Origin of the sequence: Methylobacter marinus A45, assembly GCF_000383855.1 — a bacterium.
Taxonomy (GTDB): Bacteria; Pseudomonadota; Gammaproteobacteria; order Methylococcales; family Methylomonadaceae; genus Methylobacter; species Methylobacter marinus.
In genome coordinates this window covers 3,935,682-3,950,830 of record NZ_KB912877.1, presented here as the reverse complement: position 1 = coordinate 3,950,830, position 15,149 = coordinate 3,935,682, and the positions used below count along the sequence as shown (strand labels likewise).

Annotated in this window: 12 protein-coding genes; all 12 read right to left on the bottom strand. The window is 47.9% G+C overall.

Annotated features, from left to right (window positions below):
- Positions 1 to 31: 31 nt before the first annotated feature.
- Positions 32 to 1,921, bottom strand: coding sequence for an XrtA/PEP-CTERM system amidotransferase (locus tag METMA_RS0118670; RefSeq protein WP_020160632.1), 1,890 nt, complete (start codon positions 1,919 to 1,921; stop codon positions 32 to 34).
- Positions 1,922 to 1,935: 14 nt separating this feature from the next.
- Entirely contained in the window at positions 1,936 to 3,093 is a 1,158-nt protein-coding gene (locus tag METMA_RS0118665; RefSeq protein WP_156830557.1) for a TIGR03088 family PEP-CTERM/XrtA system glycosyltransferase, read from the bottom strand.
- Between the two features lie 5 nt (positions 3,094 to 3,098).
- Positions 3,099 to 4,289: a TIGR03087 family PEP-CTERM/XrtA system glycosyltransferase gene (locus METMA_RS0118660; RefSeq protein ID WP_020160630.1), complete on the bottom strand. Its 1,191-nt coding sequence runs from the start codon at positions 4,287 to 4,289 to the stop codon at positions 3,099 to 3,101.
- 31 nt (positions 4,290 to 4,320) lie between these two features.
- The gene (locus tag METMA_RS0118655; RefSeq protein ID WP_020160629.1) at positions 4,321 to 5,340 is read right to left on the bottom strand and encodes a FemAB family XrtA/PEP-CTERM system-associated protein; all 1,020 of its coding nucleotides are present in this window, start codon (positions 5,338 to 5,340) and stop codon (positions 4,321 to 4,323) included.
- Between the two features lie 54 nt (positions 5,341 to 5,394).
- A complete protein-coding gene (locus METMA_RS0118650; protein ID WP_020160628.1) occupies positions 5,395 to 6,243 on the bottom strand; it encodes an XrtA system polysaccharide deacetylase in 849 nt (282 codons plus the stop codon).
- Positions 6,244 to 6,268: 25 nt separating this feature from the next.
- Positions 6,269 to 7,387: a non-hydrolyzing UDP-N-acetylglucosamine 2-epimerase gene (gene wecB, locus METMA_RS0118645; protein WP_027147449.1), complete on the bottom strand. Its 1,119-nt coding sequence runs from the start codon at positions 7,385 to 7,387 to the stop codon at positions 6,269 to 6,271.
- A gap of 560 nt (positions 7,388 to 7,947) precedes the next feature.
- Positions 7,948 to 9,525 carry a TIGR03016 family PEP-CTERM system-associated outer membrane protein gene (locus tag METMA_RS0118640; protein WP_020160626.1) on the bottom strand — a complete coding sequence of 526 codons (1,578 nt, stop codon included), beginning with the start codon at positions 9,523 to 9,525 and terminating at the stop codon, positions 7,948 to 7,950.
- Positions 9,515 to 10,432 carry an XrtA-associated tyrosine autokinase gene (locus METMA_RS0118635; RefSeq protein WP_020160625.1) on the bottom strand — a complete coding sequence of 306 codons (918 nt, stop codon included), beginning with the start codon at positions 10,430 to 10,432 and terminating at the stop codon, positions 9,515 to 9,517. Before METMA_RS0118635 ends, METMA_RS0118640 begins: the two co-directional genes overlap by 11 nt.
- A 9-nt stretch (positions 10,433 to 10,441) precedes the next feature.
- A complete protein-coding gene (locus METMA_RS0118630; RefSeq protein WP_020160624.1) occupies positions 10,442 to 12,004 on the bottom strand; it encodes an XrtA system polysaccharide chain length determinant in 1,563 nt (520 codons plus the stop codon).
- Between the two features lie 70 nt (positions 12,005 to 12,074).
- Positions 12,075 to 12,689: a polysaccharide biosynthesis/export family protein gene (locus METMA_RS0118625; protein ID WP_232216386.1), complete on the bottom strand. Its 615-nt coding sequence runs from the start codon at positions 12,687 to 12,689 to the stop codon at positions 12,075 to 12,077.
- A gap of 136 nt (positions 12,690 to 12,825) precedes the next feature.
- A complete protein-coding gene (locus METMA_RS0118620; protein WP_020160622.1) occupies positions 12,826 to 14,109 on the bottom strand; it encodes a nucleotide sugar dehydrogenase in 1,284 nt (427 codons plus the stop codon).
- A complete protein-coding gene (locus METMA_RS0118615; RefSeq protein ID WP_020160621.1) occupies positions 14,102 to 15,124 on the bottom strand; it encodes an NAD-dependent epimerase in 1,023 nt (340 codons plus the stop codon). The genes METMA_RS0118620 and METMA_RS0118615 overlap by 8 nt, the downstream gene beginning before the upstream one ends.
- Between the last annotated feature and the right edge of the window lie 25 nt (positions 15,125 to 15,149).

The window sequence follows — 15,149 nt, the reverse complement described above, 5'->3', positions numbered from 1 at the left end:
AGCCATTAATTCCCCGTCATCCGCATGCGCATCATGCATTCTGCCGCAGGAAGGCATCAAACATCAGCAAACTCCAGATCGGCGCGCTGTAATCCCGTAACCCGGACTGATGCTGGTCCACGATTTTGCGCAGGACATCGTGGTTGAAATAACCGCTTTCGGTCATGGCCGGCCCCAGCAAGGCATCCCGCACCCGCTGCTTCAAAGGGCCTTTGAACCATGCCGATAAAGGCACGGCAAACCCCATTTTCGGCCGGTACAGAATATTGTCGGACAAATAATGTTCCAACGATTTCTTGAAAATGTATTTGCCGTCGCGCCCGTTGAGTTTCATGTCCGGCTGCAGCCCCGCCATCCATTCGACCAATTGATGGTCCAGCAACGGCACTCTGACTTCCAGGGCATGGGCCATGCTGGCCCGGTCGACTTTAGTCAGGATATCGCCGGGCAGATAGGTTTTGATATCCAGATACTGCACCAGCGACAGCGGGTTGTCGGCCGGTGCCTTGTCGACATAGCGCCTGAACACATCGACCGCCTGGTAGCCCTGCAGATCCTGCTTCAATTGCTTGCTGAACAGCTGCCCGCGCAGGGCGTTGGAAAGAATGGAAACGCTGTGAAAATAGCCTTCCATCGAATCGCGGGCGATGGATTCCAGGGTCGATTTGGCCCTGAAAACCTTGGGCGCCCAGTCGGCTTTCGGGTAAGCCGCCCCTAACAGGCCGAATACGGGCTTTCTGATCGCATCGGGCAAATAGGAGCGCATGCGGTCTTCATACGTATGCCAGCGATAGCGCCGGTAGCCGGCCAGGTTTTCATCGCCGCCGTCGCCCGACAGCACCACGGTCACCTGTTTTTTCGCCAGTTCGCAGACGCGGTAGGTCGGCAAGGCCGAACTGTCCGCGTAGGGTTCGTCATAAAGGCCGGCCAATCGGTCTATCAGACTGAAATCGTCCGGGTCGACCTGCTCAACCCGGTGCGCCGTGCGGTAGCGCTCGGCGACTTCCGCCGCGAACTGCGATTCGTTGAAGGCCGGGTCGCCGAACGAGATGGAACAGGTGTTGACCGGGTCGGCCGACAAGCCGGCCATCATGGCCACGACGGCGCTTGAGTCGACGCCGCCCGACAGAAACGCGCCCAGCGGCACGTCGGCCATCATGCGGATATTGACCGCTTCGCGCAGCCGCTCGATGAGTTCATCGCCGGCGGCTTTTTCGTTCTGCCCCGGCCGAACGGTAAAGTCGACATCCCAGTATTGCCGGGGCTGACACAGACCGGCGCCCCGTTTCAGCGTTAAGCAATAGCCAGGCTCGAGCTTATAAACCTCTTTATAGATGGTCTTGGGATCAGGCACATAGCCGAAGCCGAAATAATCTTCGATGGCGCTGGCATCCAATGTTTTCGGAAACTCCGGATGCGCTTTCAGGGCTTTCAGTTCGGAAGCGAAAATGAACTGGCCATCAGCCAGCGGCGCGTAAAACAGCGGCTTGACGCCCAGCCGGTCCCGCGCCAGAAACAGCGTTTGCCGGTTTCTGTCCCACAGCGCGAAGGCGAACATGCCGCGGAACCGCTCCACGCAGGCCTCGCCCCAGGCTTGCCAGGCATACAGAATGACTTCGGTGTCGCAATGGGTCTGAAAGCGATAGCCCTGCCCTTCCAGCGCCTTTCTTAAGTCAAGAAAATTGAATATCTCGCCGTTATAGGTCAGGACGACGCTGCCGTCCCGGCTGACCATGGGCTGCTGTCCGCTGGACAAGTCGATAATCGACAGGCGCCGGTGTCCGAAACCCAGGCCGCTTTCGATATGTATCCCGCCTTCGTCCGGCCCGCGGTGAAACTGGCTTTCGTTCATGCGCGACAACAACTCGCGGTTGATTTCCCGTTTGCCATTGATATCGAAAATACCGACAATCCCGCACATAGCTCATTCCCGTATTAAAGTGAATCGTAGACCGCTTGGTATCGGTTGACCATGGCATTCAGCGAAAACTCCCGCAGCACGCGTTCGTAAGCGCGCTGCCCGTGGCGCCGCCTCAGCCCTTCGTTGTTGGCGTAGTCCAGGATTTTTTCCGCCATCGCCATGAAATCCTCTCGTTTCGTCAGACGGCCGGTTTCGCCGTCGATGACCAGTTCCGGATTGCCGCCGACCGCGGTGGCGATCACCGGCAAAGCCGTGGCCATGGCTTCCAGGATCGTGTTGGAAATGCCTTCCGCCCGTGACGGCAGGATAAACACATCGAGCCGGCGCATGATGTCGGCCACATCGTTACGCTCGCCCGGCAGCCAGGCCAAGTCGATCAACTGTTTTTCCTCGAGCAGCTTTATCGCCTGTTGCCTTAACGGCCCCTCGCCTATGATGATCAATTTAAGCGTTTGCTTCAGCGCCGGTTGCCGTTCGCAGGCTCGTATAAAGGCTTTGGTCAACGTCAGCTGATCCTTGACTCCATGCATTCGACCGACGGTGCCTATCATCAATTCATTTTTCGCGAATAAAAAAGGACATCCGGGCAACGGCGCCCTGGCGCCCTTGGGCGGATAAAAGACGGATGTATCGACGCCGTTGCAGATGCGGGTGATTTTTTCCGGCGGCACCCGGATTTTGTCCCGCAGGTAGTTTTCCAGATGACTGGAAAGCGGAATATAGCGGTGCACGGACGGCTTGATGCAACGCCGCAGCCATTGGTATTTGATATTAGTGCCGTCGGGATCAAACACATCCCAACCGTGTTCCCCGTGTACTCTGCCCTTAATGCCTGCCAGCAGCGCGGGGAGCTGGTACTCGATGGTCGCCAGATTGCGCGTATGGACGATGGCGGGCTTAAGTTGCCTTAGTAATTTATATAAGCGGACAAAAGAGCCAAAATCCTGGCCTTCGCGTTTATCGAGCGGATAGATATCCACGTCGTTGCGCTTCAGCCGCTTTTTGAAGTCCGTACTGTTTTTAAGGCAGATGATGGCATGCCGGTAGGCGCCGGGCGGCATGTGATTGACCAGGTTGATCAAACCGTTCTCCAGTCCGCCCATGCCCAGCTGATATATGATATGGGCGATCAAAGGCGGTTGTTGGCATTGAGATGCGCGGTCGGTATTCATCGGCATCACGGCTGCAACAGGGTGGTCAGCTGCTTCAGGTTTTGCTCCCAGCTGAACCTTGCTTTAATGAATTCCCGGTTAGTTCGCGATCCGAATGTTGCGGTTTCCCCCTGCAGTACCGCATCCGTGCACTCGGCAATCTTCTCGGCTTCATCCGATACCAGAACGTCCAGTGTCCGGTCATAGGGTATGCCTTCCATTGCCGCGGCGCTGGCGATGACGTATTTGCCCATCGCCATGGCTTCAAGCACCTTGTTTTGAATGCCCCGGGCGATTCTTAGCGGCGCCACGGCCAGTCCGGCATGGGCTATGTAAGGCCTGATGTCGGCAACGGCGCCGGTAACGATAACATGCCGGCTGGCCAGCGCCCTGACTTCCTTGGCGGGCCTGCCGCCGACGATATAGAATTTCGTCGCCGGCCGTTTTTTGACGATATGCGGCAACGCGTACCGTGCAAACCATTCGACCGCGTTGACATTGGCCCAGTAATCCATGGCGCCGGTAAAAACAATAACCGGTTCACGGCCGGGATAAGGCGAGGCGAACAGCTGATCCGGAGAAAAATATTCCGTATCGACGCCGTTATTGATATAGGTGATTTTTTCGCTCACGGCCGGCGCCAGTGTTTTAAACAGGTCGGCTTCCTGCTCGGAGACAAAGATGCCGGATTTGGATTTTTCCGCCAGTTTTTTCTCATAACGGAGCAGATAATCCGACTCGCGCCGGTAAATCCATGCGCGCAGGCCGCTTTTTTTATCGGCGTATTGCCGCCATTTATCGGAGTCCACATCGACATAATCGACAATCAGGTCGACCTTATGTCTGTCATGGATAAACTGGGCCATTGCCGAGGAAAAGACCAGCACTGTGTCAATGCGGTATTTTTCAATGACGTTATCGACCCAGTCCTGCATGGCCTGGCTCTTATAATACGGCAAGCTTAGCGCCTGGCCGGTCACTAATCCTTGCAGGCTTTTTATCTTGGCGCGGAAAGGGTTGATGCCCAGAAAACAGGTTTCCGCGCAAAGGGCGCCAAGTTCGCCGGTATATTGCCAGTCATTGCTGTCATCAATAAAAGCGCCCAAGTGGACACGGTAGTGTCCCGCCAAATGCTTTAAAAAATGATAGGAGCGGATTTTATCGCCTTTATTCGGCGGGAAAGGGATTCTGTGTACAAGGAAAAGCAGGTCTTTCATGACCAATACCCTGAATAGTTAAACTGAAACATTAACCCAGATCTTTCGCCAGCCAGGGGCCGATCATCTGACTGACAGCCAATGGCAAACGCTTCCAGGCGGCTATAAACAACTGGTATTTCGGGTTTAGCGGATTGATGTCGGGCATGGTGTCGGATTTGACCAGATGGAACTCATAAAATAGCGGCTCCGGCTGAAACCCCCAGTTTTTCTTGAAACTGTACGATCCGGTTCCGACTTTACTTCGCCCGTAGTCAAATATTTTGATGCCTTTTTCCACGGCCCGGCGCATGACTTCCCAATACATAAAGTCATTGCCTTTAACATCCCTCGCCTTGGCGGTCCCGCCGCCATAATACGGCAGCACTTCATCCCTGTAGTAAAAGTTCATCACGCTGCCGACCAGTTGCCCCTGGTGCTCGACCGTCAGAATTTCGCATTGGTCTGCAAAAACATCCTTGATAATCTGAAAGTATTTTTTCGGAAAAACCGGCGTGCCCAGATTTCTGACGCTTTCCGAATACGCCTGATAAAACCGTTCGACATCGCTGTCAATAACGCTGGTCAGCCCGGCCTCGATGCCCTTTCTGACCATGGCCCGCTGCTTGCGGGGAATTGCCAGCAGGTTTTTTTCCACTTCCGGGTCCAGCGCTTTTCTGAAGGTGACATATAATTCCTTGTACGGTTTATCGGGATATTTGCGCACCCGGTTCCTCATTTCCAGATAGTCCACACCCAGCGCTTCCGCCAGTCGGCAGGCTTCTTGATCAAGCGCCGCATAGGCCGGCTCGTCGCTGGCGACAATACCGCCGTAGACGCAAAACGCCGACGAAAGCAAAGCATTGCCGAACAGCGGGCTTTTTACATGCACCAACGGCAAAACACCGGTTATCCGGTTGTTGTCCTCGGCGTAAAGGAAATAGGTTTTATGGCCAAAAGCCTTGTCGATGATCTCTTTCCATCCGGACTGATGAAAGAATGTCGCCTCCGCCGCCGCGTCAACAAAACTGTCCCAGCGGGAGTAATTTTCTCTATCCAGTGTTTTAATCATAGGTATTGATCGCCTCTTGTCTGGTTCCAGTCTGGCCGACTCCCTGCGCATGTTTTATTTCAAGAATACGTTTTCCATGGTATCCCAGCTAAAGTCTTTCAATAGCCTTTTCACCCTGTGTTCCATCCGGTCAAGATTCAGGTAATGTCGTGTCCGGGCTTTCCAGCTTAAGCCCGCTTGCCGGGGCTGCTCCGGATCGATTTCCCAGGGGTGAAAATAGAAAACACCGGCCTGTTTTTCATCGTTGTTGACTCTGTTGAATGCCCATCTTGAAAAGGCGTAGGGATAGAATCTGAAAAATCCCCCGCCTCCGCACGGCAGGTTTTTATTGCCCAACCTGACCGTGGTAATCGGGATCTCCTTGAAGCCCTGATTTTTGAACGGCTGATAGGTAAATCTCGGGGCCTCGGGCATGCCGTACAAATCATGCTTGACCGGATAAATGCTGGAGCTGTATTGAAAGCCCTCTTCCTGCAAAACCTGCAACGCCCAAAGATTGCTTGCGCCGATTGAATAGCTGGCGGCCCGGTAGCCTTTAACTTCACAGCCGCCGATATCCTCCAGTATTTTTTTGGCCCTGGCGATATCATGGCGAAATTGCACCGGGGATTGTTCCGTCACGCGGACATGTTCATAGCCATGACAAGCCAATTCATGGCCGTTCTCGATAATGCGCCTGACCAGCTCCGGATATCTCTCAGCAACCCAGCCTAGTGTAAAAAAAGTCGCGTTTATGCTGTTTTCTTCGAAAAGGTCCAGGATTTTGTTGGTATTGGATGCAACCCGATGCGGCAAAGCATCCCATTGGTTTTTTGAAATATAAGGCTCGAAGGCGGAAACCTGAAAGTAATCTTCCACATCGACTGTCATGGCATTTTTCTTGGCATTATTTATTTCCGACATACGGCAAATCCTCCAGAACAGTCTGTTATAAATAAATTCTTTTGATTTCAGCCAGAATCCGCTCGGCGGCCTTGCCATCCCAATATTCCGGAATTCGGCCCGATTTGCCTCCTGTCGTCAAAATATCGTCCACGCAGGCTTGAATCTTTTCCGGATCGGTACCCACGACAGTATTTGTCCCCTGCTCGACCGTAATAGGCCGTTCGGTATTTTCCCGCAGGGTCACGCAAGGAATGCCCAATGATGTTGTCTCTTCCTGCAAACCTCCAGAGTCGGTCAACACCAGTTTTGCCGACTGCATCAGCCCTAACATCTGCAGGTAGCCGACGGGCGGTAAATCGATAATGGTCGGGGAACCGATGACATCCAGCAATCCTTGCTGCTTGATCTGGTTGTGCGTGCGCGGGTGAATGGGGAAAATAACAGGCAATTTGCGGCTGATACGGGCAATGCTCAGCAGCAATCGGGTTAATGTCCGCGGATCATCGACATTCGAGGGCCTGTGGAGGGTCAGCAATGCATATTCCCCCGCCTTGACAGGCTGCGCCTTGTCGTAGCTTTTCAGGGTTTCCGCAAAAGCAATAGCGTGTTCCAGGTTAGCCCGCAAGGTATCGATCATGACATTGCCGACGAAGTGGATGCGCCGGCTTTCTATGCCTTCCTTAAGCAGATGCTCATGCGCGCTTCTCTCGGTCGTGAACAGCGTATCGGAGATCTGGTCGGTCAGAACGCGGTTGATTTCCTCGGGCATTTGCCGGTCGTGACTTCTCAGGCCGGCTTCGACATGAATGACCGGTATGGCTTTTTTGACCGCGACCAGGCCACAGGCCACCGTTGAATTCACATCGCCGACCACCAGCACCGCGCAGGGCTTGACGTTATCGAGCACAGGTTCAAACCGGAGCATGATATGGGCGGTTTGCTCGCTATGCGAACCCGATCCCACTTCCAGATCAATATCCGGCTCGGGAATATCCAGTTGCTGAAAAAACGAAGCTTTCATTGCCTGATCATAATGCTGACCGGTATGTACCAGGTAAAACGAAACATGTTCTTGCGTTTTTTTCAGGGCTTTGATGATGGGGGCAATCTTCATGAAATTTGGCCTCGCCCCAACCACGCATACGATTGTTTTCTTGGTCATGCTATTTCGTTTCACCTCTGCTGATTCTTCAGTTATAAACGCTACCCCTGTTTAACGGGGTAAAAATAGCCAAACGCAATAATGGATGTTTCTACGGTATTTCGTATAAGTTAAAACCTGCTCTCGCGACTGATGCTTTATGAATGATTGGCAAGGGTTGGCCCTCGGTTGGCAATCAATAGTACAAACCGCCCTCTACATCATCAACCACTCTCTAGTAAGTGATTGCGTTAAATCAATAAAGTTTAATCTTTATGCTTGTTGATGGGTCTGAATCAACATAATTTCCTTAAAACAGCTCTTAACCGGCACTCGGCTTTGCAAAAACGCTATCAGGTTTCTTTCGATTTATTAAATTCAGCTGTTTTATTTAAATAAGGAATGCGCATAAAATAACTTCCTCAAGTGCGCGGATGCATTTCCGGTGTAGGTGCGGATTTATCCGCACAGTGCGAATACCCTGAAGGGCACAAGTACCCATAGGGCATAAATGAATTCGCACCTACAATTCCCTGATTTATTTCATGCCCGTTCCTAATCATCAAATGGCCCGTGCTCAGTCAGAATCTCATATTCACACTGGCAGTCGCGCGATTTTCCCGATACTCATTACTTTCAAGGTCAGATGACTGATTTATATGACGAAATTCGAGGCTGGCATTCATTCGATTGGTGATGGTTCTGTTAACCCCTATGGCAAAATCGTATCGATGATCTTTGACGGGTATGGGATTAAGCGTTGAAACAGCTCTATCGATTTGTTGCCATCTAGGCGTAACATAAGCGCTCGTTCTCGGAGCAAACTGCCATATCCATGATGCATTCAAGCCCCTGACCGTTTCCTTATAGCCGCTAACCTGGAACACCCGTCTTTCATTAAAAGCGCTGGCACTGATAGTGCTTTTTCCGGTGTTGTACGCAACAGAAAAATTCCATAGCCTTCTAACAATGACTTCATTGGTGAAATTGGGAAGAAAGGTGGCGAACAGCACGGGCTGTTTGCTTACCGGGTCCAGGATAGGGTTACCGAACGGATCCGTAATCGTAAAAGGCTGCAGCTCGAGTAAAATTTGTTGGGTTGTGGTCGTGTCATTATCATGAGTCAGTGACCAAATCGACCTTCTGGTTCGATAACTTAGCCTGGATTGCCATGTCTCGCCGGCGTTTAATCCTATGTCGCGGTTTCGATACGTTGTACTCCAGTTTACGCGTCGGATAGGTGCAATATTGACTGTCACAAATCTGTTATTGCCATAGCCCGCTTCAATGTTAAAGCGCTGGCTGGGTATCCATTGCGCGCCAAACGTGTAAAAAATGCCATTGTTGCTGCTGTCGGTATTGGACCGAAAACTGTTATTGCTATGCCCCGCCTGGGCGAAGAGATTGAATTTCCTGTGTAAATAAGCTCTGATTATGGCATTCGAGCTCTGGAATTTGACATCGTCCCCGCCGGACCTGAGGTTCTCATTATTGTTAAAAGATAACGCCCATGAAATCCGTTTGAAATCGGAACCGCTGTTTAATTGGACGATTTCCTCAAGATTGATGGTATCAGTGGCTGTCCCTTCGTCGGCTGAGATACCGGTTGTTATTGTATTGAAGTTGACCCGGAACAATCCATTGGCAAAACCTCCAAAATGCGGCGTTATATACGGCGACAAACTAAATGTAGTAACCGTTGTGGTATCACCCGAGCCTGCAATATTGTCAACGGCGAGTCGATTATTATTGAAGTTTTGTTGGCTTATCGAACTTTCAGAATCCAGAAACAGTAAATTCCTGACGAATGTATTATGCGAATTATACTGTAGCTGATTTGCTATTCTCAGGCCGTCATCACCACCGGAATTGTATATATTCTGCATTCTATAGTCTAAGTTCAATGTTGACTTAGGGGATATATAACGGGCTGAAATGCCCGGACTTACAACCGTCACTAACGCCCCTTTTTCACGACCAGGCGGCAACAATTCAATATTATCGGAATAGATCTCCTGTAATTGAAGAGATGGAATGGCTGTCCAGCTACCTGCGTAAAGCTGAGTTGAGTGAGAGAGAATGTAGATAGTAATGGTAAATCTTATAAACAATAAACATAATTCAATTTTTCTTGTTAAAAAAAATACCTTAATGTACATGCTGTCTGGATCCATAAACATTATTAGTACTTGCTTTATCTTTGTTTAATAAAGCCAAGACTATCTCGCATCGATTTAATTTTTCAGCCGCTTCCATCACTGAAGACCGCAATGTTTTTTCCGCTTCGATAACCAATACGACTTGGCCAACCAGATTTACCAATACATGCGTCTGACTGGCGACTAATAAGGGCGGTGTATCAAAAATAACGATGCGATCAGGGTATCTTTGACTGAGTTCGTCCGATAACTGAACCATCCTATTGCTTGCAAGCAGTTCCGTTGAATGGCGGTGTTGCTTTCCGGCGCATATTATCCGCAGATTAGGAATATCGGTTTCCATAATAATATCGGAAAAATCCGTTTGCTCATTTTCCAAATAATCGATCAGCCCAACGCCTTCTTTTATCCCAAGATACCTTGCAATCGAAGGTCTGGCAACATCCGCGTCAATCAGCAATACCTGTTTATTCATTTCCGTTGATGTACTTATTGCCAAATTTATTGCCGAATAAGTTTTTCCTTCCCCAGGCAAACTGCTGGTTACTAAAATCAGATTCGACTTGTGAACGTTTTTTTTGCCTTTTCCGGTGGCATTATCTATCAAAGGCCTTTTGATTATCCTGTATTCCTCGGCTTTTTGTGTATGCGCATCTTCTCTGGTAAGAAAACCATTTTTTTTAAGTAATTCCCAATTGATTCGGGTTATTCTGCTCTTGCTTTTTTTTTCAACTATTTTTTCTTTATCCGCTTTAATGGAGACGTGCTCCGGATCACGGACGAGCGAAACTGGCTCTTCTTCGTGAAATGTTAAATCCGCTAAGTTATCTGTTTGATTTATCGGATCAAGATCCCACACAGAATTTTCAATTTTTGCTTTCTCTAGTGCTTTTTCGATAATATTCATCAATCACTCCTATAGCAAAAACGACAATTTCGCATAAATCCCCTGCACCAGCCCCTCTATATCAAATAGAGTGGATTTAAATGTTTCAAAAAGTAACGATCCGATATACATGATTATCAGTCCTAGAATAGCGCCACCACTTTTATAATCGATTTTATGGCCATTGGTATCGGGAGAATCAAACGACATGGATACGGTTCCTAATATAGGAATACCGGTATCCGCTCTGACCTGTTGCGTAGCGACAAAAGTAGGCCGGATAAATGTCACCAGGAGACTTGATCCCACTCCTAACAGAATAGAAACAAAAAAGACCACCGATGTTAAAAGTAATCTATTGGGCGAAGAAGGTTCCAGTGGTTTATTGGGAGGATCAGCGATTCTAAATTTGAGTGCATTGACTTGACTATCTACTTTCGTAGAAATATTGGCTTGTTCCCTGCGCTGAATAAGATTGGAATAATTTCTTTTAATCGTTTCATAATCCCTGTTGAGATTATGAATTTCCGTTTCAATGGAAAGCCGGGTATTCAGCTCTTCTTGCAACTTCGCTAATCGGGTATTGTAATTATCAACGCGCGATAAAATTGATGCGACATTCGCATCAGCTTCATTCATTGCGACCTTTATCGACTGAACATAAGGATTCGCCATGACTTCCAAATCAAGCCCTTCGTTTTCTCCCGAATTCTGTTTCTCATCCTCGCGCCTTTTCAACTCTTTGATGATGTTGTCAATGTTTTTGATTTCTGGATGATTTTCCTTGTATTTAATCAGCAGCTCATCTTTTCTTTGCTCAAGCGCGCTTATTCTTTCGTTCTTTGAAGAGGATTCCGTACCGATTAAGTCGCTCCATTCATCTTCGGAACCTAACGCTTCCTCTAATTGTTCACTCAGAGCCTCTTTTCTTGACTTGGCTTCTTTTAAACTTAATTCGGCTTCTTCCAATGCCGTTTTCATTCGCTGAATCTGACTGATTTGATCCACTCCCTGACCGGGCAACAATCCCAAATTAGCGCGCTTGAAATTTTCCCGGGCTTTTTCCGCATTGCGCAGGCGGTCCTCATATTCCCGTATCTGGCCCTCAATAAATCGTTGAGCCTCGGCCGTGTCTCCTAGTGAACTTCTTTGCGTCTGTTCGGAGAAAACAGCTAACACGGCTTGTACGACATTTCTGGCTTCTTCACGATTTTCCGCTTCATAACTAATTGAAAATATTTCGTTATTTCCTCCCGAAATCTTAATATTTTCCTTTAGCCTGTCATGGGATTCCAAGCCATTCAAACCCGACAGTTTTGCTATTTGTTCAAGGTTTTGTTGAGTAAACATTAATTGTTTCATCACCCGGAGCAAGCCGTTGACATCGACTTGAATCGCCAAGCCGCTCAGCAATGGCCGTAGCATAGTCCGCGTATCAACATAAACCCTGGCTTCTGAACTATATTTATCAGGCATGTTGTAGATAAAAATCCATCCGGACAAACTAACAATCCAAGCCATAATTATTGCGATCCATTTGTATCGTAGTATGCCTTTGGCATAATAAATCACTTCAGAAATCTGTTCTTGCATTGTTTTTTGCCTACTCTGATAATTTAAACTTCATTGACCCTATATAAATCATCTGTCAGGTCAGGCTTAATTAAAAAAATGCCTCCGGTATTATGACGATATCGCCGGGTAATATTTTTACGTTCGCGCGCATGTCCGTATCATCAATTAAGTCATCAATTCTGATGCCGAACTGCTCGGTTTCTCCATCAATATCACGAATGATGCTGGCTCTGTTTCCATCGGAGTAAGGTCCCAGTCCACCGATTTTTATCATCAGATCGAGCAGCGTCATATCCCTTTCATAGGGAACGGATTTTGCAGTATATCTACCGACGCTACCACCTCCGAATCCGCCGCCAAAGCCTCCGCCGCCACCGAATCCGCCGCCACCGCTACCGCTTAACTGGCCTATGATTCTGACTTGCTGGGTAGGAATCCCTTTAAAACCACTGACCATGATGACGACCTGCGGATCCCTGACATATTTTCCCAGCTCCTTTTCCATTACTCTGGCCAGCTCGGACGGTGTTCTTCCTCTGGCCAAAAGGTCCTCGGCAAGTGGAATGGTAATTTTTCCATCAGGTCTTACCGTGGCTGTTGTCGAAATATCCGGATTTCCCCAGACAAAAATAGTAACACTATCTCCCACCCCTATTTTGTAGGTGTAATCCGTAGAGATCTCCTTATCCGCCTCCTCGCTCATGGGGGGATAGGCGCACCCCGAACACAACATAATAGACATTATCAATAATGGCTTTATTATTTTTAGACACTGCATACCAATCACCTGAGTTCTTTAAATTTACATTCAGTAACTAAAACAATCCTTGATTTTTGATTTAAAGCCGCCAGAGTTTAATTCCTTTCGGAGTCTTGTTTCTTTCAAGCTTGGCTTTAATATCCATGACGATACCGGTATTGTCGTGTAATAGATTCTCTAAATAGGACCAGTCCTTAGTCAAGAAATAATCATGTGGCACAGCCAGTAGTACTGCATGGGCCGGTTTCAATTGGTTTTCAGCTGATAATTTAATCCCATATTCCTCCATGATTTCATCTGGATCAGCCATAGGATCAAACACTTGCACATTAATGCCATAAGTCAGTAATTCTTTATAGATATCGATAACACGTGTATTTCTTATATCAGGTACATTTTCTTTAAATGTAAACCCTAAAATAGTGACAATACTGCCTCTTACACATTTTTCAGCCTTGATCAATTCCTTGACTGTCTGAGCTGCAATAAAATTACCCATACTGTCATTAATACTACGTCCGGAGAGGATGACCTGCGGGATATAACCTAAGACGGCGGCTTTATACGTAAGATAATAAGGATCAACGCCTATGCAGTGCCCCCCGACCAAGCCGGGATCAAATGGTAAAAAATTCCATTTTGTCGAGGCTGCGGCGAGTACATCCCTCGTATCAATTTCCATTTTATTGAAAATCAAGGCCAATTCATTCATTAATGAAATATTTAAGTCTCGCTGAGTATTCTCAATCACCTTTGCTGCTTCCGCGACTTTGATTGTAGCGGCTTTATGCACGCCAGCCGTGACGACCGATTCATAAACAGCGGCTACGGTTTCCAGTGTTTCGGGCGTATCTCCCGATACTACTTTAGAGATGGTTTTAAACGTGTGAACCTTATCGCCCGGATTAATCCGTTCAGGTGAATATCCAACATTGAAATCAACACCCCAGGTTAAGCCCGATTCCTGCTCCAGGACTGGGATGCAATCTTCTTCCGTAGCCCCCGGATAAACTGTTGATTCATAGACGACAATATCGCCTTTTTTAAGTTGTTTGCCCACAGTTCTTGAAGCCTTGATGACCGGCCTTAAGTCCGGCTGTTTGGCTTTGTTAACCGGCGTTGGCACGGCAATGATATGAAAATCCGCTTTTTTTAAATCTTCCGCATTACAGGTATATAAAATATCGGCTTTCGTCAAATCTTCCGCGTCTACTTCATTAGTGCGCTCAATGCCCTGCTTTAGCTCTTCGATGCGAATTGAATTTATATCAAATCCTATGACCTGCTGGTTTTTGCCAAACTCGACCGCGACAGGTAATCCGACATAACCTAAACCAACCACTGATATTTTTCTGTTATGCATAGTGATCTCCAATTTTGTAAAAACTTCGATACCACTCAACAAAATTACTGATCCCGGTTTCTAACAAAGTGGTGGGCTTATAGCCCAAATCATTTACTAAATCAGAGACATCCGCATAAGTATCGGGAACATCCCCTGGCTGTAGAGGTAGAAGATTTTTTATGGCCTCTTTACCTAAACATTTTTCGAGTATCTCGATAAACGTTAATAAATGAACTGGATTGTTATTACCAATGTTATAGAGACGATAAGGCGCCTGACTTGTGCCCGAATCAGGACTTTTGCCCGACCAGTCCCTATTTATCCGCGCCGGTTTATCAATGACTCTGATCACCCCCTCGACAATGTCATCTATATAAGTAAAATCCCGCCGATGATTACCATAGTTGAAAACATCTATCGGTTTACCCTCAAGAATATTACGGGTAAACATAAATAAAGACATATCCGGGCGCCCCCACGGACCGTAAACGGTGAAAAACCTCAATCCCGTAGTCGGCAGGTTATAAAGATGACTATAGGTGTGAGCCATCAGTTCATTTGCCTTTTTACTTGCCGCATACAATGAAACCGGATGATCGACATTATCATGGATGGAAAAAGGCATTTTGGTATTTGCGCCATACACAGAGCTGGAAGATGCATAGGCCAGATGCTCGATACCATTATGTCGGCACCCTTCCAATATATTGATAAACCCTACCAAATTCGAATCTACATAAGTGTGCGGATGAGTTAAAGAATATCGCACGCCCGCCTGAGCGGCCAAATGCATGACTCTTTGCACTTTTTCCCTGGCAAAAAGCGCCTCTACTGCTTGTTTATCGGCTATTTCTAGTTTTAGAAAATTAAATCGATGATAATTGTTTAACCGCTTCAATCTTGCCAGTTTCAAATTGACATCGTAATAGTCGTTAAGATTATCAATCCCGACAACTTCATCTCCTCGTTCCAGCAATCTAATACTAAGCGCTGCCCCTATAAATCCAGCCGCTCCTGTTACTAGTATCTTCAAAACTTCCTCCTCGTTTATAACCAGC